Origin of the sequence: Kaistia defluvii, from assembly GCF_040548815.1 — a bacterium.
In the GTDB taxonomy this organism is placed as follows: Bacteria; Pseudomonadota; Alphaproteobacteria; order Rhizobiales; family Kaistiaceae; genus Kaistia; species Kaistia defluvii_A.
The window spans coordinates 790,423-809,659 of record NZ_JBEPSM010000001.1 but is presented as its reverse complement, the minus strand read 5'-3'; the positions used below and the strand labels follow the sequence as shown (position 1 = coordinate 809,659).

The following is a 19,237-nucleotide window of genomic DNA, read 5'->3' as shown; positions in this document are numbered from 1 at the left end:
ACTGCAAGCGGGAGCGCACGTCATGCGCGCGTGGGTCAACAGGTTCGGTCTGATTGTGGCAGCATGGGCACTCGCCGGCCCTGCGCTGGCCGAAAGCTTGTCGGCGGCCGCGCCAAAGCGGATCGTCTCGATCAACGCCTGCGCCGACCAGTTGCTGCTGGCGCTGGCCGATCCCGCGCAGATCGCCGCGCTTTCGCTCTATGCGACCGATCCCGCCTATTCCTACCTGGCCGAACAGGCCAAGGCGTTTCCGCATGATGCGGGCGCGGCCGAGACAGTGATCCAGCGCGATCCCGACCTGGTCCTCGCCGGCCGCTTCACCAAGCGCGAGACGCGTTCCATGCTGAAGCGGCTGGGTTTCAAGGTGGTCGAACTCGACACGGTGAAATCGATCGACGATTCGATCGCCCAGATCCGCGACGTCGCGGCCTTGCTCGGACATCCCGAACGCGGCAAGGCCCTGATCGACCGTATCGAAGCCGCCCGCGCAAAGGCCGCCGCCGGGGTGCCGGCCGGCGCGCATCCGCCGACCGTCGCCGTCTACCAGCGCCGCGGCTATGTCACCGGGCAGAACACGCTGACGGGCGAATTGCTGCGCCTTGCCGGCTTTGCCGACATGGGCGGCAAGCTTGCCGGCAAGACAGGCGGTTTCGTGCCGCTGGAGCGGATCGTCACGGACAAGCCGGAACTGCTGGTCGTGGCGGACGCACAGACCGTCGCCGCCGACCAGGGCAGCGCGCTGCTGGCGCATCCCGCCTTGCGCGAACTCTACCCGCCCGAGCGCCGCATTGCCCTGCCCGGCCGGCTCACCATCTGCGCCGGACCTTCCCTGCCCGAGGCGATCGAAACGCTGGCCGCCGAGCGCGCCAAGCTGGGCGGTTCGTGACCGCATGACCCAATTCCCGTTCGACCTTCGCCTTCTGCTGCTGATCGCCGCCATCGGCCTCGATGCGCTTATCGGCGACCCCGACTGGCTCTGGCGCCGCCTGCCCCATCCGGTCACCTGGTTCGGCGCGCTGATCGGCTTTTGCGACCGGGCGTTCAATCGCGACACGGCGGCTTCAGGCATCCGGCGCGCCGCCGGTGTCGGCGTCGTAATCCTCCTCGTCGCGATTGCCTGGTTCGCGGGCTTGTTGGTCGAGCGGCTGGTGGCGCGCATTCCCTATGGCATCGTGCTCATCCCCGTCATCGCCTCGGTGCTGCTGGCGAGCCGCAGCCTCCATGATCACGTCGCCCGCGTGCTCAACGCCTTCCATTCCGGCGGGCTCGACGACGCGCGCAAGGCGGTCTCGATGATTGTCGGCCGCGATCCCGACAGCCTCGACAAATCGGGCGTCACCCGCGCTGCGATCGAATCGACGGCCGAGAACTTTTCCGATGGCGTCGTGGCGCCGGCCTTCTGGTTCGCGGTGTTCGGCCTGCCCGGGCTCTTCGCCTACAAGATGATCAACACGGCGGATTCGATGATCGGCCACCGCTCCGCCCGGCATGAGGCTTTCGGCTGGGCGGCGGCGCGGCTGGACGATCTGGTCAACCTGCCCGCGAGCCGTCTCGCCGGCTTCCTCATCGCCATGGCAGCGCCCTTTGTCGGCGGCACGATCAAGCAATCCATGCTCGTCATGCTCGACGACGCCCGAAAGCATCGCTCGCCGAATGCCGGCTGGCCGGAGGCCGCGATGGCCGGCGCGCTCGGTCTGGCGCTCGCCGGACCGCGCCGCTATGGCGAGCGCGTGGTCGAGGATCCTTTCCTGAACGATGGCGGCCGGCACGAAGCCGGGCCCGGCGATATCAGCCGCTCGCTGAAGATCCTGCGCGTCGCAACGGGGGCCGGCGCGGTGCTGGCGCTTATCGTGTGGCTATACCTGCATAGTTGAGGATCGCGTCGGTATCGACATGCGCCTCCAGGTGATCGGCGAGCCGATCGAGCGTGCGATCGACTTCGAGCTCGTAAGCCAGATCCGACACGTCCGCGCCAAGGCTGGAAAGAAATCCGCGTCGAAAATCATCGCCGCCGAACAGGCCATGCACATAGCTGCCGCGCACGCGCCCATCGGCCGAGATCGCGCCCTCGCCGGCGCCCTCCCGCTCCAGCCAGGGCCGGGCCGTGTCAGGGCCCTGGGTGCGGCCGAGATGGATCTCATATCCCGACACGGCGACGCCCGATCGGGCGTCCCGGCCCGAAAACGGCGCCGTCGTCTTGTCGGCCGCCAGCACCGTCTCGACGTCGAGCAGGCCGAGCCCCGGGACGCTTTGCGGGGGGCCCTCCAGCCCGTCCGGATCGGAAATCATCCGCCCCAGCATCTGGTAGCCGCCGCAAAGGCCGATGACCCGGCCCCCGCGCCGCCGATGCGCCACAATGTCGATGTCCCAGCCCTGTGCGCGCAGATAAGCCATGTCGGCGATGGTCGATTTCGAGCCGGGAATGAGGACCAGATCACAGACCGGGATCGGCTCGCCCGCCCGCACCAGCACGACCGACACGGCGGGCTCCAGCGCCAACGGGTCGAGGTCATCGAAATTGGCGATGCGCGGCAGCACCGGCACGGCGATGGTGAGCGTTCCGGGGCGCAGGCTTCCGGCCGAGAGGTCGAGAATGTCCTCGGCCGGCAGCCGATGCGCCTCGGCGAACCACGGCACGACGCCGAGCGACGGCCAGCCCGTGGCGGCGCGGATCGCGGCGACGCCGTCATCGAACAGGCTGATATCGCCGCGCATCTTGTTGACGAGGAATGCCTGGATCCGGTCGCGATCCGCCTGCGGCAGCACGGCGCGGGTGCCGACCAGGCTGGCGATGACTCCGCCACGATCAATGTCGCCGATCAGGATCACCGGCAGATCGGCAGCCTCCGCAAACCCCATATTGGCGATGTCGCCGGCGCGCAGGTTGATCTCGGCCGGGCTGCCGGCGCCTTCGACAAGGATCAGATCGGCACTCTGCTTCAGCCGATCGAAGCTTTCGAGGATGCTCGGCAGCAGCTCGGCCTTGCGCTTTCCATATTCGCGCGCCCGCATCGTGCCGAAACGCCGGCCCTGCAGGATGATCTGCGAGCCGGTGTCACTCTCGGGCTTCAGCAGCACCGGATTCATGTGGACGGTGGGCTCCAGCCCGGCGGCGCGCGCCTGCAGCGCCTGCGCCCGGCCGATCTCGCCGCCATCCACCGTCACGGCGGCATTGTTCGACATGTTCTGCGGCTTGAACGGCGCGACGCGGATGCCCTTGCGCGCATAAAGCCGCGCCAGACCGGCGACGAGCACCGACTTGCCGACGTTCGAGCCCGTGCCCTGGAACATGATCGCGGCGGTCATTTTTCTCTACTCAACCGCGAGGGCAGCAAGGCCTTCACCCAACCCTCTCCCGCAAGCGGGCGAGGGCTTTTGCGCCGCGTCCGTGACCAGGCTCGCGGCAAATCGTTGGCGCCCCCTCTCCCGCTCGCGGGAGAGGGCTGGGGTGAGGGTCTTGATCCTCAATACTCGATGCCCTTCTGCGCCTTCACGCCGGAGCGGAACGGATGCTTGACCAGCTCCATCTCGGTGACGAGATCGGCGATCTCGATCAGCGCGTCCGGCGCGTTGCGGCCGGTGACGACGACATGCACATCGGCCGGCTTCTCGTTGGTGAGGAATTCCAGCACCTCGCCCAGCGGCAGGTAGTCGTAGCGCAGCACGATGTTGAGCTCATCGAGCACGACGAGGTGATATTCGCCGCTGCGGATCAGTTCCTTGGCCGTCTCCCAGGCATGCTTGGCGGCGGCGATGTCGCGCTGGCGGTCCTGCGTCTCCCAGGTGAAGCCTTCGCCGAGCCGGTTGATGGAGACGAGATCGCCAAAACGCTCCAGCGCCATACGCTCGCCCGTATCCATCGCACCCTTGACGAACTGGACAATGGCGACCGGCAGGCCGTGGCCGAGCGACCGGAACGCCATGCCGAAGGCGGCGGTCGACTTGCCCTTGCCCTTGCCGGTATGGACGATCAGCAGGCCTTTCTCGACGTTCTTCGAGGCGAGGATCTTGTCGCGGACGGCCTTCTTCTTGCGCATCTTCTCGGCATGACGGGCATTCAGTTCGTCTTCGGTCATTTCAACGGTCATGCGATTTCCTTTCGTGCGGGACGGCGGGAAGCGAGCGCTGCCAGCCGTTCATACGCGCTGTTGGCGCGGGGCGACCAGAGGCCGCGATCCATGGCTTCGAGAAAGCGGTCCGCCATCTCAGTGAGTGCGGGTTCATTGGCGTCGGCGATGAAATCGCGGACCGCCTCATCCGCGATATAGGCGTCGTAAAGCGCATCGAAATGATGATCGCCGACCGCGTGGGTGGTGGCGGCGAAGGCGAAGAGATAGTCGAGCGTCGCCGCCATCTCGAAGGCGCCCTTGTAGCCATGCCGCATGCAGCCGGCGATCCATTTCGGATTGATCGCCCGCCCGCGCACGACGCGGCCAATCTCCTCCGCCAGAGGCCGGACGACCGGAGTCTCGGGCCGCGAATGATCGCCATGATAGAGCCGGGGCGCCGCGCCCTTCAGCGTCTCGATCGAGGCCGAGAGTCCGCCCTGGAACTGGTAATAATCGTCGCTGTCGAGGATGTCGTGTTCGCGATTGTCCTGGTTGTGCAGGACGGCGTCGGTGTCGACCAGCCGCGCGCGCAGCCGGTCTCCGGCCGCCTCGCCTTCGGCCCCGCCGCCATAGGCGAAGCTCGACCAGGCGAGGAAGGCCTCGCCGAGATCGGCGCGGCTGTCCCAGATCTTCTCGTCGATCATCGCCTGCAGCCCGGCGCCATAGGCCCCCGGCTTGGCGCCGAAGATGCGGGCGAGATCCTGGCCCTTGCCATGCGCCGCCGCGATCGGGTTGGCATCCGCCGGTTCCTCGCGCGCGGCGACGGCGCGGATCGCGGAATCGATCAGGTCGATCTGCTCGGGGAAGGCGTCGCGGAACATGCCGGAGATGCGCAGCGTGACGTCGACGCGCGGCCGCTTGAGTTCCGAGAGCGTCAGCACGCGAAAACCCGTGACGCGGCCGGTGCCGGTCTCCCAGCAAGGCTCTGCGCCGATCAGGGCGAGCACCTGGGCGATGTCGTCGCCGCCGGTCCGCATGTTGGCGGTGCCCCATGCAGAGATCGCCACGGAGCGCGGCCACTCGCCCTCATCCTGCATGTAGCGCAGCACGAGCGCCTCGGCGGCCGCCTTGCCGATGCGCCAGGCGGCGGCGGTCGGCACGGCGCGCGTATCGACGGAGTAGAAGTTCTTGCCGGTAGGCAGCACGTCCGGCCGGCCGCGCGACGGCGCGCCGGAAGGACCGGGCGGCACGAAGCAGCCATTGAGCGCGGTCAACACGGATGCGATTTCTTCGAGCCCGCAGCGATCCAGCGACGGCGCCAGTTGTTCCGCGAGCCATTCGAGCACGGATAAGGTGTTCGGCCCCGGCGGCGGCGAGCCATCAGGTGCCAGGAAAGCTCGCACCGTCTGTTTGGCGAGGATCTCAATGCGCTCGACTGTGTCGCCATTCGTCCGCCAAGGCGCATCGGCCGCGCGCAAAAGCGCTTCCGGCCGCGAGTCATACCAATCGGCGGCGAGATCGCAGGCAAGCGGATCGAAACTCTCCAGGCCGAGATCGGTGGCGATCGCCCGATGCAGCGAGCCATCTTCCGGCCGGCCGCCGGAGCGGGGAATCCGCGCGATCGCGATCAGCGTATCGAGGCGGTGCTCATCCTGCGGCGAACTGCCGAAAATGTGCAAGCCGTCGCGAATCTGCAGTTCCTTGATCTCGCAAAGATGCGCGTCGATGGCGCGCAGCGCACTGCCCTGGTCGCCATCGCGCAGGATGCCGAGATCGCGATCGATGCCGTGGCGCACGGCCTGGTCGAGGATCTCGCGTTCGAGATGATCGCGGCGGCGCGGATCGGCGCCGAGTGCCAGATGATATTCGTCGATCAGCGTCTCGATCTCGGCAAAGGCGCCATGCGCCTCGGCCCGCGTCAGCGCCGGCATCAGATGATCGACGACGACGGCGGAGGCTCGGCGCTTCGCCTGTGCGCCCTCGCCGGGATCGTTGACGATGAAGGGATAGATCAGCGGCGTCGGCCCCAGCACGACCTCCGGCCAGCAGGCATTGGAAAGCCCCAGCGCCTTGCCGGGCAGCCATTCGAGATTGCCGTGCTTGCCGACATGCACGATGGCGTCGACATCGAAGCTTTTCCGCAGCCAGGCATGGAAGGCCAGATAGTGGTGCGGCGGCACGAGGTCAGGATCGTGATAGGTCGACTTCGGATCGATGCCATAGCCGCGTGCCGGCTGGATGCCGACGACCACATTGCCGAACCGGTGGATGGCGAGACGGAAGGCGCCTTCGTCGAAGAACGGATCGGCTTCTGGCTCGCCCCAGCGGGCGCTGAGGCTGTCACGGACGGATTGCGCCAGCGCGTCATGGAAGGCGCGGTAGTCCGAGAGGGGGAGCGAGATCCCTTCACCTCTCCCATGGGGAGAGGTCGACGGCGAAGCCGGCGGGTGAGGGGTTGCGTCTTCACCGGATAAGCCTGAACCCCTCACCCGGCCCTCCGGGCCGACCTCTCCCTCAGGGAGAGGTGAGGGAAGAAAGCCCTCGCCCGCTTGCGGGAGAGGGTTGGGTGAGGGTCTTGCTTTGAAAGCCGCCCGCTTCGCCAGCGCATTCGTCGGGCCTGCGAGCAGCAGGTCTATCAGCGCCCTGCCCGTCTCCGGGAATCCCTCCAGCGTATAGCCGCCCGTCTTCATGGCAGTCGCGATCCGCGCCGCGCTTTCCGGCGTATCGAGGCCGACGCCATTGGCGAGGCGGCCGTCGCGGTCGGGATAATTCGACAGGATCAGCGCAATCCGGCGATCGGCAGGATCCGCGGCGCCAAGCCGGATCCAGCGCGCCGCCTGCGCCGCGACGAAGGCGATGCGCTCGCGATCCGCGCGGTAGACGACGATGCGGCTGTCTGTCCGGCCGTCGCTCTCGATTTCTTCCTTGAACGAGACGGCGCGGGTCAGGATTCGGCCATCGACCTCGGGCAGCACGACATTCATGATCAGGTCGCGCGGGCCGAGACCGCGGCTGGATTCCAGCCATGCCTCGCGGCCGGTGCCGGCGAAGACGATCTGCAGCACGGGACGGCCGGCGCGGTCGAGCACGGTCGGCTCATGCGCCCGGCCGGGACGCGAAATGGCAAAGGCGGTGGCGTTGAGGACGATGGCCGGTTTCAGGTCGTCGAACGCCTGCTCGATGAAGGCGGCGGCTGCCTCGTTCTTCAGGCTGGAAGCGAAGATCGCGACGCTGGCAATTCCCTCGCGATCGAGCGCCTCGATCAGCGCATCGACGGGCTCGGTCGAGCCGCCGGGAATGACCGAGCGATAGAAGGTCAGCAGCGCCACCGGGCACCCGGCATCGCCGGGCCGCAAGGCCTCGGTCACCACGCCCTCGCCGGGACGGTAGAAGCCGACTTCCGGCAGAACCTGCGGCTCCAGCGGCGCCTCGTTGGCGCCGGTGACGTGCCGGAGATAGCCGAGCGCGCGGCCGATATTGACCGCGCCGCCCTCGGCGCAATAGCGCCAGAGCTTTTGCGCGATCTCGGGTGCGACCGTCGTATACGCCTCCAGCGCCGCGTCCCAGCGATCCTCGCCCGGCACGACGGCGATCTCAGGCCCGCCGGCGCGCGAAAGCGCCCGCAGCGCCTCCAACCCATAGGGCCAGTAACCGACGCCGCCCATCATGCGGACGAAAACGAACTTCGCCTGCGCGATGGTCTTTTCCAGATAGAGATCGACGGAATAAGGATGCGTCAGCTGCATCAGATTGGCGAGGCGCAGCGACGGGCCCTCGGGCTCTCGGGCAAAGGCCGAGGCGAAAGCCGCGAGCTCCGTATCGGCGGCCGACAGGATGACGATGTCGCCGGGCGACTGGTCGAGATCGACGGCGCTGCCGCCATCGTCGATCCGCTCCATTTCGCCGGCAACAAGATGCATGGCTCAGGCCTTGAAATGCGCGGCGATGGCGGCCGCGTCGAGCCCGCGCTCGCCGATCACGACGAGACGGCCGGCATTGTCGCCGGGCGCGAAATAGGTGTCGACGCGGGGGCCGACCGCCTGGACAACGGCAGGCGCCGCCTTGCCGGCGATCGCGGCACGCCCCTTGATACGCAGCACGCCCTTCTCCGCCATGGCGGCGCGAACGCGGGTCGCCAGAGCCTCGATGGAAGGCATTTCGGCGACATCGACGATGAAGGTGTCGAAGTCGTCGTGGTCGTGCTCCTCGCCTTCGAGGTCGTGATGACTCTTGCGCTCGAAGGCGTCGTTCTCCGCCGCCGCGCCAACGCCGAGCAGCACCGAGGCCGGCAGGCCGGAGGCCGTCGCATGGACGACGCGCGCTTCCTTGCGGGCGTCGCGGGCGACGATCTCGGCCACCTGCTCCAGCTGCTTCGCGTCAACCAGATCCGTCTTCGAGAAGACGATCAGATCGGCGCAGGAAAGCTGGTCCTCGAACAATTCCTCGATCGGATCCTCGTGGTCGAGCGAAGGGTCCTCGGCGCGCTGGGCGGCGACGGCTTTCTCGTCATGGGCGAAGCGGCCGGCAGCGACCGCTTCGGCATCCACCACGGTGATGACGCCGTCGATGGTGACGCAGTGGCGCACGGTCGGCCAGGTGAAGGCGCGCACCAGAGGCTGCGGCAGCGCCAGGCCGGAGGTCTCGATCACGATGTGATCGGGGGCCGGTTCGCGCGCCAGAAGCTGCTCGATGGTCGGCAGGAAATCGTCAGCGACGGTGCAGCAGATGCAGCCATTGGTGAGTTCGATCACCGTATCCGGCTTGCAGTCGTCGACGCCGCAATCGGAGAGAAGCGAGCCGTCAAAACCCATGTCGCCGAATTCGTTGACTATCAGCGCGATGCGGCGTCCTTCGGCGCCGGCGATGAGGTTGCGGATCAGCGTGGTCTTTCCGGCACCCAGGAATCCGGTGACGATGGTGGCGGGGATGCGGGCGGTCAAAGGACGAACTCCGGGTTCGGATTGGGTTTCAGGCGCAGCGGCAGGCCGGCGGCCACGAGAAAAACGGTCTGCACGGCGGCGGCGATCTTCTGGTTGAGGCGGCCCTGCTCGTCGGCGAAGCGGCGCGCCAGCGCGTTCATCGGCACGATGCCGGAGCCGACCTCGTTGGAGACGAGCACGACCGGCCCCCTCGCCTTGGCGAGCATACGGGCCAGCGCGTCGCCCTCGGCGGCGACGTCGCGCTCGGCCTCCATCAGGTTGGAAAGCCAGAGCGTCAGGCAATCGACGAGGATGACGCGGCCGGGATCGGCCAAAGTCGCGAGGCGGCCGGTCAGGTCGAGCGGCTCCTCGACCGTTGTCCAGTCCAGCCCGCGCCGGTCACGATGCGCCGAAATCCGTGCCTGCATTTCGGCATCGCGGATCTCGGCCGTGGCCAGATAGGTGGCGGGCAGCCCCGTCCGAGCCACGATATCCTCGGCGAAGCGGCTCTTGCCGGAGCGGGCGCCGCCGAGGATCAGCGCCGTGCGCGGCGCGGGGGATGGCACGGCCTCAGGCCGACCGCGACAGGCGTTGATAGAGCCAGCCGGAGCAGAGGCCGGAAAGCGCCCAGAGCAGCGCGCTGACCACCAGGGAGGCGGCGACGAACTCGCCGCCGAGGCCGGCCGGATAGGAGGCTTCCAGCGTCGGCGGAACCGGGGCGCCGATGACATGCGGCAACACGCCGAGGACGAGGCCGGCGACCTTCAGGAGCCACGAACGCCCGAAGACGATCAGCGCGAGGCCGATCGCCGAGGCGGCGGCGGTCGAAAGCCACCAGACCTGGCGCGAGGTGATCTCGGCCGCGGCCGTGCCGGGAAGCTCCGGCGACAGGCCGAGCGAGGGCAGCAGCGAAGCGGCGAAGAAGCCGGCAACGCCCCAGAGTACGCCGGTGCTAGCGTCGATCCTGCCGCCGCGGATCGACATCAGGCCGAGCAGCACGGCCGATACCCCCACCCCCATCAGCAGGTTGGCGATCAGCGTATAGGCGGAGCGCTCGAAGCCGTCGGCCGGCGACCAGGCGTCTTCGTCATGCTCATGCGCCGGCGCGGCAGCGGCGGGCGCGGCGGCCTCATGGGCGTGGGCCTCGGTCGTCGAGTGCTCATGCGGCGCGGCGGCAGCAGCCGGGGCCGGCTCGGCGCTTTCGAAGGTCTCGGCGTGCAGGATGAGCGGCTCGGTGGTGACAGCCTGCACCACGGAAAGCGCAATGCCCACGGCAAGCCCGGCGCCGAAGGCGCTCAGGATGATCGTCTTGAACATGATGGATCCTCAGGCGTCAGTGGCAGGGCAGACCGAGGGAATGCCGGGTGTCATGCGTCGCGTTGTGGATCAGGCTCGGCGCGGCGAAGCCGGTGCCGACGAACAGGAACAGGCCGAAGGCGATGGCGAACAGCGCCGGCACGATGCGCGATGCGGCGTCGCTCTTGGCGCCATCTGCGGCAATCGAGGTCGACCTCGTCGCGGTCTTCGAGAAATTGGTCATAGCGTCTCCTTCACCGTCCCACCGACGGCTGGCTGGTATGAGGCGCTGGCTGGTCTCCTGGCTCACGGGTCGCTGCTTCCTCGACGCCTTCCCGGTTTCCCAGTGGCCATCGCGAGGTCGCTCGCCGCTTACAGTTGCGGGGGCAGCTTCGGACTTGGAATCCCGCAAGGGGTCCTTCCGCACCGAATTCCCATTTCATCCCCCAAGGCCTGAGGCCTGTCGGGGGAACCGTCGCAGAGTCACGCTAGAGGGATTGCCGGTCTGGCGCAAGCCACGCCTCATTTGGCGGCAGGCGCGCCCTTGCTGCGAAATCTCGCCCAGCGGCGCAGCAGCGCCACTTCGGATCTCCGACGGATGCGGCGCACCCGCGCCGAGTCATGCGACAGCACCACCAGTCCGACCGGCACCATCCAGAAGCCGAGGATCGGCAGGAAGCCGAGCGTGCCCCCAAGAAGGAAGCCGCTTCCGATCGCGACGCGGGCCGTCCGGCTCTTGGGAAGCGGGAGGGCCTTCTTGCCGAAGCGGATGGATGGCATGCGGCTGGTTTTCTCCGTGGCTCGGATCGGGAAGGACGGTTCTGGCGCACAATGAAACGCCGAGCCCGCTGGCCCGGCGCTCTCTCTTATGTGGAAAGAGCCGACCTCATTGCAACGGTTCCGGCCGGCAACGGTTCCTGACGCCCTCTGCCCGCAATGGAAAGCCCGGCGCGGATTTGTCCGCGCCGGGCTGGAGGTTGATTCGCGCGGGATCTCGCGTCCGGCTAGGTCGCCGGGCGCATTGCCTTGCGACGCCGAAGCAGCAGCATCGCCAGCGGGAAGAGCCAGATCAGGATAGTGAGCGCGCCCAGCCCACCAGCGATCGGCCGCTCGAAGAAGCGGAAGACGTCGCCATCGGCCTTGATCATCGAGGTGATGAAGTTCTGCTCGAGCATCGGCCCCAGCACCATGCCGAGGATCGCCGGCGCGATCGGGATGTCGTTCTCCTCCATGAAGAAGCCGATGATGCCGAAGATGAGCATCATGACGATGCCGGCCACGGAATTGGCGATCGCGAAGGAGCCGACGATGCAGAAGATCAGGATCATCGGCATCAGCGTCGAGGGCGGAATGGAGAGGATCGGGCGCGCGCCGCGGATCGCCAGCCAGCCCAGCGGCAGCATGATCAGATTCGCCAGGATGAACACGATGAAGATCGCATAGACCGTCTGCGGATCGTTGATGAAGATCGTCGGCCCCGGATTGATGCCCTTGATGTAGAGCACGCCGATGACGATGGCGGTGATCGAATCGCCGGGAATGCCGAAGACGAGCGCCGGGATCCAGGCGCCGCTGACGGCCGAATTGTTCGAGGCGCCGGCCTCGACCAGACCCTCGACATGGCCCGTGCCGAACTTCTCCTTCTGTTTCGAGAAGCGCTTGGAGATGGCGTAGGAAATCCAGGCGGCGATATCGGCGCCGGCGCCGGGAAGAATGCCGAGCGCGGTGCCGGTGATGCTGCCGCGCACGGTCTGCACCGGATATTGCTTCAGGTTCTTCCACTGGGTGCGGAAGATCCCCTGGCCGTCGGCGCGCGGAATCTTCCTGCGCGGCGACGTCGCCGTCACGGTGCGCAGAACCTCCGACACGGCGAACAGCCCGATCATGGCCGGGATGAACTGGATGCCGGCCATCAGTTCGAGATTGCCGAAGGAGAAGCGCGGCTCGCCCGAGGGGTTTTCCATGCCGATCGTCGCCACGAACAGGCCGATCAGCAGCGAGATCAGGCCGCGGGTCGGCGAGCCCGGATTGACGAAGACGGCGCAGGAGAGACCGAGCAGAACCAGCCAGAAATACTCCTCGGAGGAGAATTTTAGGGCGATTTCGGCGAGGGTCGGCGAGACCGTCATCAGCACGATCGCGCCGAACAGGCCACCGATCGCCGAGAAGACGAGCGCGGCGCCGAGCGCTTCATCGCCGCGCCCGGTCTGCGTCATCTTGTAGGCGTCATCGACATAGGCGGCGTTGGCGGGCGTGCCCGGCATGCGCAGCAAGGCCGCCGGAATGTCGCCGGCGAAGATTGCCATGGCGGTCGCCGTCACGATCGCCGCGATGGCCGGCACCGGATCCATGAAGAAGGTCATCGGCACCAGCAGCGCCGTCGCCATGGTCGCTGTCAGACCGGGAATGGCGCCAACCAGCATGCCGAATACGGCGGATGCCAGGATGACGCCGAGCACATAGGGTTCGAAGACGAGGGCCGCAGCCTGTTCCAGAATCAGCATGCGTCACCCGAGAAAGGAGAGAAATTCGGTGCGCGGCAGCGGCACCATGAGAAGGCGGGAAAAGCCGTAATAGACGACCAGGGTCGTCGCAGCGCTGGCCAGCAGCGCCGTCAGCCAACCCGTCCGCAGCACCAGCATCAGGCCCAGAAGGCTGATGAAGGTGGTGGGGATGAAGCCAAGCGTCTCGGCGAACAGGATGTAGAAGACGATGACGGCGAGGCAGGCGACCGCCGAGAGCGCCAGCCGCGGCGTGCGCACCCAGTCGGCGAGATGCGGCTTCAGCATTGCCGGCAGGTGCTTGAGGCTGGTCGCCACCATGAAGCAACCGAGCAGGATGGCGCACCAACCGATCAATCGCGGCATGGTGCCGGCGCCATAGGCCTGACCCGGAAGGGCGGCGAAATGGGCCGAGGCAAGAAGAAGGGCGAGGCCGCCAAGGGCGGACAGAACCCCAAGATGCAGTTCACTGAGCTTGATCATGGCCGTTCCGTGCAAAGCTTTTCCGGGCGAGGCCGGGGAGCCGGCGCGACCGGGACCGAGGGTCCGGGCCGCGCCGCCAGCAGGGGATCGAAGAGCCGACCGGCCGCCTATTTGGCGAGACCGGCCTCCTTCATGATCTTGCCGAGCGTGACGTCATCCTCGGCAACGATGCGGGTTGCTTCAGCGCCATTGGCCCAGCGCATGCCGAAGCCGCGCTCGGTCATGAACTTCTTGTATTCGGGGCTGTTGTAGGCCTTCTCGAGAGCGGCCTCGAGCTTCGCCTTCACATCCTCCGGCAGGCCCTTCGGCGCCGCGATCGTGCGCCAGACGGCCAGCGTCCAGTCGGAATCGACCGATTCCTTCAGCGTCGGGGCGTCGGGGAACAGTTCCTGCCGCTCGGGCGACATCGAACCCAGCGCCAGCACGCGCTTGGCGTCGATCATCGAACGGCCTTCGGCGAGCGAAGTCGGCACGAGGTCGACGCCGCCGGCCACCATGTCAGTGATGCCCGGCGCGGCGCCCTGGCTCGGCACCCAGGTGACCTGGTCCGGATTCAGGCCGTGCGACAGCATCCAGCCGGCGAGGCCGAGATGCCAGATGCCGCCCTGCCCGGTGCCGGACGCCTTGAAGGTTCCGGCCGGCTTTTCCTTGATGGCGGTCAGCAGCTCGGGAAGCGTCTTGAAGGGCGAATCCACCGACACCATCACGCCGCCCGGATCAGCATTGACCATGGCCAGGAAGTCGAAGTCCTTGTAGGTCAGCGGGGTCAGGCCCTGCCAATGCATCATGTCGATTTCAATCGTCACGACGCCGATCGTGTAGCCATCGGGCTTCGCCGTGGCGATGGCGCTGTGACCGACCACGCCCGAGCCGCCGGTGCGGTTGACGACGTTGACGGGAACGCCGAGTTCCTGCTGCAGGAGCGTGCCGATGATGCGCGCCACGGCATCGGTGCCGCCGCCGGCGCCCCAGGGCACGAGCATCTGAATGGGCCGGTCGGGATAGGAAGACTGCGCCATGGCCGGCGCCGTGACAGCGACCGACGCAAAGGCCAGTGCGGTGCAAAGAAGCGTACGTCGCAGCATGAGATCCTCCCAGAATGCTGACAATATTGTACCATCGCGCCCGAGCCTCCCCGCTCGAGTCGCTGGCAAATCCGATCCCTGCTTGGGATTAGTTCCAGAACTATTTAGGCCGAGCCATAATCTGTCAACGCAAACATCGTAATGCAGAACGGATTGACGGGGACCATCCAAAGTTTACGTAGCGATATGCTGCGCAAGCAATCGACAGATCTCGACTAAACTTTGCACTGCAAAATCTATGCTGTGGTGCAATATGCGGGCGATGGAGGAGGCATGCCATCGACCGCGTAGGCGATGGCCCGCGATCGCGGCGGGCCGGTTGAAACTTCGGTGGGACGTGGGATTCGGGACGGAATAGGGGCGAGGCCAAGCCTGCCCGGAAACAATCAAGGGGCCGGATGGCAACCCATCCGACCCCTTGATCAAAACTGGCTCCGCGAGTTGGACTCGAACCAACGACCCGGTGATTAACAGTCACCTGCTCTACCAACTGAGCTATCGCGGAACAGCGTTTGCGGCGTCTGCCCGAAGCCTCGGCGCCGAGGCTTGGAAACAATCAAGGGGTTAGATGGCAATCCACCTAACCCCTTGATCAAATTTGGCTCCGCGAGTTGGACTCGAACCAACGACCCGGTGATTAACAGTCACCTGCTCTACCAACTGAGCTATCGCGGAACAGCGTCGCCGCTGCTGTGAGCGAGGCTATAGCAAAGCCTGTGTCGGCTTGCAAAGTCCTAAAACGCATGTTTTCCGCGCCAGCATGGCCGAACCCTTCAAAACGTAGCGTTCCTGCGGGTTTGGCGTGGGGATAACTCGGCGAGTTCGGACGGAATGCGGCGATCGCCTCGATTTCAGCCGGGCATCGCGGGATTCGACGGCGCAATTGTTGGAAGCGGTTGCGGCGAGGTCGCGGAGCGCGCCCGCATGGAGACCCAGACAATGTCTACACCCTCGCCGTCATCCCGGGCTTGCCCCGGGATCCATTCAGCCGGGTTGGTCGAAGGCCAGCCTACCCCGCCTCGGTCATCTCCCGCAGCCGCTCGACCGCCTGGCGCACCAGCGGATCGAGGTCGGCGCCGCCTTCTTCCAGATGGGCCAGGATGCCGGCGCGCATCCTCGGGTCCCAGAACTTGCGCAGATGATCGGCGATCGCGGCCGGCGCCTGCTCCGCGCCCTGGCTGGCGAAGAACTTGCCAATCTGGTTCGCCATGTGGACGAGCTTTTCGGACGTGCGCTCAGACATGGGCGGCGGCTTCCTCGGCAATGCGGTCGGGGTGGGTGAAAACTTCAAAGCCGTCGCCGCGCGCAATGGCGACCAGCGTGATGCCCGCGGCTTCCGCCGTGCGGACGGCAAGCGCGGTCGGCGCGGAGACAGCGACAATCAGCGGCGCGCCCATCATCGCCGTCTTCTGCACCATCTCGACCGAGACGCGGCTGGTCAAAAGAACCATGCCCGAGGCCACATCGACGCCGCCGCGCGCGAGCGCGCCGCAGAGCTTGTCGAGCGCATTGTGGCGGCCGACATCCTCGCGCAGCGCCACGACGCCCTCGCCGGCCCGGGCAAAGGCGGCGGCATGCATCGCGTGGGTCTCGCGGTTGAAGAGCTGGAGCGGCGCCAGCGCGGCGAGCGCGGCCCGGATTTCCGACGCGCTCACGCGCATCGCCTCGCCAAGGAAAGGCAGGGAGCGCATCGCCTCGCTGAGGCTGTCGATGCCACAGAGGCCGCAGCCGGTCGGCCCGGCCATGTAGCGCCGGCGGCTCGCCAGCGCCTGGCCGCGCGAGGCGGCGAGCCACATGCGCAATTCGACGCCGATCGCCTGCTCCACGATCTCGAAGCGCTCGATCTCGGAGGGATGCTGAATGATCCCCTCCGACAGGCTGAAGCCGACGGCGAAATCCTCCAGGTCCGATGGAGTCGCCATCATCACGGCCTGGGTACTGCCGTCATAGGTGAGCGCGACGGCCACCTCCTCGGGAATCGCGCGCTCGCCAGCCGACGCGCCCTCGGCGCGCCAGAGCGTCCTCGGCACGCGGAGAAAGGGCGGTTGCATCCCCTACTCCGCCGCCTCGACATGCGGCGCGATCCGGCGGCTTTGGCGCGCCTGCTCGTCATAGTCCTCCTGCCAGGCGGTCGGACCGTTCGAGGGCATGACCTGCACCGCCGTCACCTTGTATTCCGGGCAATTGGTGGCCCAGTCGGAGAAGTCGGTGGTGACGACATTCGCCTGGGTGCCGGGGTGGTGGAAGGTCGTGTAGACGACACCCGGCGCGACGCGCTCGGTGATCAAAGCGCGGAGACTGGTTTCGCCGGACCGGCTGGCGAGCTTGACCCACTGGCCGTCCTGGATGCCGCGCTGCTCGGCGTCGTGCGGATGGATCTCCAGCCGGTCCTCGCCATGCCAGACGACATTCTCGGTCCGCCGCGTCTGCGCGCCCACATTGTATTGCGACAGGATGCGGCCGGTGGTCAGCAGCAGCGGGAAGCGTGGGCCGGTGCGCTCGTCGGTCGCGACATATTCAGTGACCATGAAGCGGCCCTTGCCGCGCACGAAGCCATCGATATGCATGACCGGCGTGCCCAGCGGCGCCTTCTCGTTGCAGGGCCACTGCACCGAGCCCTCGGCGTCGAGCTTGGCGTAGGAGACGCCGGCGAAGCTCGGGGTCAGGGCCGCGATCTCGTCCATGATCTCGGACGGATGGGCGTAGTGCATGTCGAAGCCCATGGCCTGGGCGATATCGAGCGTGATCTCCCAGTCCGCCTTGCCGGATTTCGACGGCATCACCTTGCGCACGCGCTGGATGCGGCGCTCGGCATTGGTGAAGGTCCCGTCCTTCTCCAGGAAGGTCGAGCCCGGCAGGAAAACATGCGCGTAATTGGCCGTCTCGTTCAGGAACAGGTCCTGCACGACGACGCATTCCATCGCCGCGAGGCCGGCCGCGACATGCTTCGTGTCCGGGTCGGACTGCAGGATGTCCTCGCCCTGGACATAGAGGCCCTTGAAGACGCCATCGACGGCGGCATCGAGCATGTTGGGGATGCGCAGGCCCGGCTCGCTGTCGAGCGACACGCCCCAGAGCGATTCGAACAGCTGCCGCGTCTCGTCGCCCGAGACATGGCGATAGCCGGAAAGCTCGTGCGGGAACGAGCCCATGTCGCAGGCGCCCTGCACATTGTTCTGCCCGCGCAGCGGGTTCACGCCCACGCCGGGACGGCCGATATTGCCGGTCGCCATGGCAAGGTTGGCGATCGCCATCACGGTGGTCGAGCCCTGGCTGTGCTCGGTGACGCCGAGGCCGTAATAGATCGCCCCATTGCCCCCGGTGGCGTAGAGCCGGGCGGCGGCGCGGATGTCCTCGGCCGGAACGCCGGCCAGTTCGGCAATCGCCTCCGGGCTGTGGCGCGGGTCGGCGACGAAGGCGGCCCAGTCCTGGAACTCGTCCCAGTCGCAGCGCTCGCGAACGAAATGCTCGTCGGCCAATCCTTCGGTGACGACGACATGGGCCAGCGCCGTCAGCACGGCGACATTAGTGCCGGGTCGCAGCGGCAGGTGATAGGACGCCTCGACATGCGGCATGCGCACGAGGTCGATGCGGCGCGGATCGAGCACGATCAGCTTCGCGCCCTCACGCAGCCGCTTCTTCATGCGCGAGCCGAAGACGGGATGCGCGTCGGTCGGGTTGGCGCCGATCAGCAGGATGACGTCGGACTGCTCGACGGAATCAAAGTCCTGCGTGCCGGCCGAGGTGCCATAGGTCTGGCTCAGGCCATAGCCGGTCGGCGAGTGACAGACGCGGGCGCAGGTATCGACATTGTTGTTGCCGAAGCCGCCGCGGATCAGCTTCTGCACGAGGAAGGTTTCCTCGTTGGTGCAGCGCGACGAGGTGATGCCGCCGATCGAGAGACGGCCATACTTGGCCTGGATGCGCTTGAACTCGGACGCCGTGTGGGCGATCGCCTCTTCCCACGACACTTCGCGCCAGGGCTGGTCGATGCTTTCGCGGATCATCGGATTGAGGATGCGCTCCTTGTGGCTGGCATAGCCCCAGGCGAAGCGGCCCTTGACGCAGGAATGGCCCCGGTTCGCCTTGCCATCCTTCCACGGCACCATGCGCACGACCTCGTTGCCGCGCATCTCGGCCTTGAAGGTGCAGCCGACGCCGCAATAGGCGCAGGTGGTGATGACCGAATGCTCGGGCTGGCCGATCTCGATCACCGTCTTCTCGGTCAGGGTCGCGGTCGGGCAGGCCTGCACGCAGGCGCCGCAGGAAACGCATTCCGAGCCGAGGAAGCTCTCTTCCATGCCGGGAGAAACGACGGAATCAAAGCCGCGCCCGGCAATCGTCAGCGCGAAGGTGCCCTGCACTTCCTCGCAGGCGCGCACGCAGCGCGAGCAGACGATGCATTTGGACGGGTCGTAGGTGAAATAGGGGTTCGACTCGTCGAGGCCGGGATTGGGATGGTTGTGGCCCTCATGGCCATAGCGCACATCGCGCAGGCCAACCGCGCCCGCCATGTCCTGCAATTCGCAATCGCCATTGGCGGCGCAGGTCAGGCAGTCGAGCGGGTGGTCGGAGATATAGAGCTCCATCACGCCCTTGCGCAGGCGCTTCAGCCGGTCGGTCTGGGTCTTCACCACCATGCCCGGCATCACCGGCGTGGTGCAGGAGGCGGGCGTTCCCGCCCTGCCCTCGATCTCGACCAGGCAGAGACGGCAGGAGCCGAACGCCTCGACCATGTCGGTGGCGCAAAGCTTCGGGATCGCCGTGCCCATCTCGCTCGCAGCGCGCATGATCGAGGTGCCTTCCGGCACGGTCATGGTCTCGCCATCGATGGTCAGCGTCACCATCGTCTCGGACTTGGAGCGCGGCGTGCCGTGGTCGATCTCGTGGATGAGCGACATGGC

16 protein-coding genes, 2 tRNA genes and 1 riboswitch are annotated in these 19,237 nt (G+C 66.9%); of the genes, 2 read left to right on the top strand and 16 right to left on the bottom strand.

Features of this window, described 5'->3' with window-relative positions; genetic code table 11:
* Positions 1 to 22 precede the first annotated feature (22 nt).
* Together ABIE08_RS03825 and cbiB are read left to right on the top strand one after the other, a co-directional pair.
* Positions 23 to 886, top strand: coding sequence for an ABC transporter substrate-binding protein (locus ABIE08_RS03825; RefSeq protein ID WP_354548881.1), 864 nt, complete (start codon positions 23 to 25; stop codon positions 884 to 886).
* 4 nt (positions 887 to 890) lie between these two features.
* Positions 891 to 1,874 carry an adenosylcobinamide-phosphate synthase CbiB gene (gene cbiB, locus ABIE08_RS03820; protein WP_354548879.1) on the top strand — a complete coding sequence of 328 codons (984 nt, stop codon included), beginning with the start codon at positions 891 to 893 and terminating at the stop codon, positions 1,872 to 1,874.
* Here cbiB and ABIE08_RS03815 read toward each other — a convergent pair.
* From ABIE08_RS03815 to fdhF, 16 genes are all read right to left on the bottom strand, one after another.
* The gene (locus tag ABIE08_RS03815; RefSeq protein ID WP_354548877.1) at positions 1,846 to 3,306 is read right to left on the bottom strand and encodes a cobyric acid synthase; all 1,461 of its coding nucleotides are present in this window, start codon (positions 3,304 to 3,306) and stop codon (positions 1,846 to 1,848) included. The genes cbiB and ABIE08_RS03815 overlap by 29 nt on opposite strands.
* Before the next feature lie 158 nt (positions 3,307 to 3,464).
* Entirely contained in the window at positions 3,465 to 4,088 is a 624-nt protein-coding gene (cobO, locus tag ABIE08_RS03810; protein WP_354548875.1) for a cob(I)yrinic acid a,c-diamide adenosyltransferase, read from the bottom strand.
* Positions 4,085 to 7,969, bottom strand: a complete 3,885-nt coding sequence (gene cobN / locus ABIE08_RS03805) for a cobaltochelatase subunit CobN (protein ID WP_354548874.1) — start codon at positions 7,967 to 7,969, stop codon at positions 4,085 to 4,087. Before cobN ends, cobO begins: the two co-directional genes overlap by 4 nt.
* Positions 7,970 to 7,972: 3 nt before the next feature.
* A complete protein-coding gene (cobW, locus tag ABIE08_RS03800; RefSeq protein WP_354548872.1) occupies positions 7,973 to 8,989 on the bottom strand; it encodes a cobalamin biosynthesis protein CobW in 1,017 nt (338 codons plus the stop codon).
* Positions 8,986 to 9,534 (bottom strand): bifunctional adenosylcobinamide kinase/adenosylcobinamide-phosphate guanylyltransferase, encoded by a 549-nt coding sequence (gene cobU, locus ABIE08_RS03795; protein WP_354548871.1) that lies wholly within the window; start codon positions 9,532 to 9,534, stop codon positions 8,986 to 8,988. Before cobU ends, cobW begins: the two co-directional genes overlap by 4 nt.
* 4 nt (positions 9,535 to 9,538) lie before the next feature.
* Positions 9,539 to 10,285: a CbtA family protein gene (locus ABIE08_RS03790; RefSeq protein ID WP_354548869.1), complete on the bottom strand. Its 747-nt coding sequence runs from the start codon at positions 10,283 to 10,285 to the stop codon at positions 9,539 to 9,541.
* A 16-nt stretch (positions 10,286 to 10,301) separates the two neighbouring features.
* Complete coding sequence (locus ABIE08_RS03785; protein ID WP_354548867.1) at positions 10,302 to 10,508, bottom strand: CbtB domain-containing protein; 207 nt, start codon at positions 10,506 to 10,508, stop codon at positions 10,302 to 10,304.
* A gap of 30 nt (positions 10,509 to 10,538) precedes the next feature.
* A riboswitch (cobalamin riboswitch) is annotated at positions 10,539 to 10,756 on the bottom strand.
* A 30-nt stretch (positions 10,757 to 10,786) separates the two neighbouring features.
* Positions 10,787 to 11,044 (bottom strand): hypothetical protein, encoded by a 258-nt coding sequence (locus ABIE08_RS03780; RefSeq protein WP_354548866.1) that lies wholly within the window; start codon positions 11,042 to 11,044, stop codon positions 10,787 to 10,789.
* 224 nt (positions 11,045 to 11,268) lie between these two features.
* Positions 11,269 to 12,768, bottom strand: a complete 1,500-nt coding sequence (locus ABIE08_RS03775; protein WP_354548864.1) for a tripartite tricarboxylate transporter permease — start codon at positions 12,766 to 12,768, stop codon at positions 11,269 to 11,271.
* A gap of 3 nt (positions 12,769 to 12,771) precedes the next feature.
* A complete protein-coding gene (locus tag ABIE08_RS03770; RefSeq protein WP_354548863.1) occupies positions 12,772 to 13,248 on the bottom strand; it encodes a tripartite tricarboxylate transporter TctB family protein in 477 nt (158 codons plus the stop codon).
* A 107-nt stretch (positions 13,249 to 13,355) separates the two neighbouring features.
* Positions 13,356 to 14,333, bottom strand: coding sequence for a Bug family tripartite tricarboxylate transporter substrate binding protein (locus tag ABIE08_RS03765; RefSeq protein WP_354548861.1), 978 nt, complete (start codon positions 14,331 to 14,333; stop codon positions 13,356 to 13,358).
* A 429-nt stretch (positions 14,334 to 14,762) separates the two neighbouring features.
* Positions 14,763 to 14,838, bottom strand: a tRNA-Asn gene (locus ABIE08_RS03760).
* A 94-nt stretch (positions 14,839 to 14,932) separates the two neighbouring features.
* Positions 14,933 to 15,008, bottom strand: a tRNA-Asn gene (locus tag ABIE08_RS03755).
* A gap of 334 nt (positions 15,009 to 15,342) precedes the next feature.
* Positions 15,343 to 15,576, bottom strand: coding sequence for a formate dehydrogenase subunit delta (locus tag ABIE08_RS03750; RefSeq protein ID WP_354548860.1), 234 nt, complete (start codon positions 15,574 to 15,576; stop codon positions 15,343 to 15,345).
* Positions 15,569 to 16,384, bottom strand: a complete 816-nt coding sequence (gene fdhD / locus ABIE08_RS03745; protein ID WP_354548858.1) for a formate dehydrogenase accessory sulfurtransferase FdhD — start codon at positions 16,382 to 16,384, stop codon at positions 15,569 to 15,571. The genes ABIE08_RS03750 and fdhD overlap by 8 nt, the downstream gene beginning before the upstream one ends.
* A 3-nt stretch (positions 16,385 to 16,387) precedes the next feature.
* The gene (fdhF, locus tag ABIE08_RS03740; RefSeq protein ID WP_354548857.1) at positions 16,388 to 19,234 is read right to left on the bottom strand and encodes a formate dehydrogenase subunit alpha; all 2,847 of its coding nucleotides are present in this window, start codon (positions 19,232 to 19,234) and stop codon (positions 16,388 to 16,390) included.
* Positions 19,235 to 19,237: the final 3 nt, after the last annotated feature.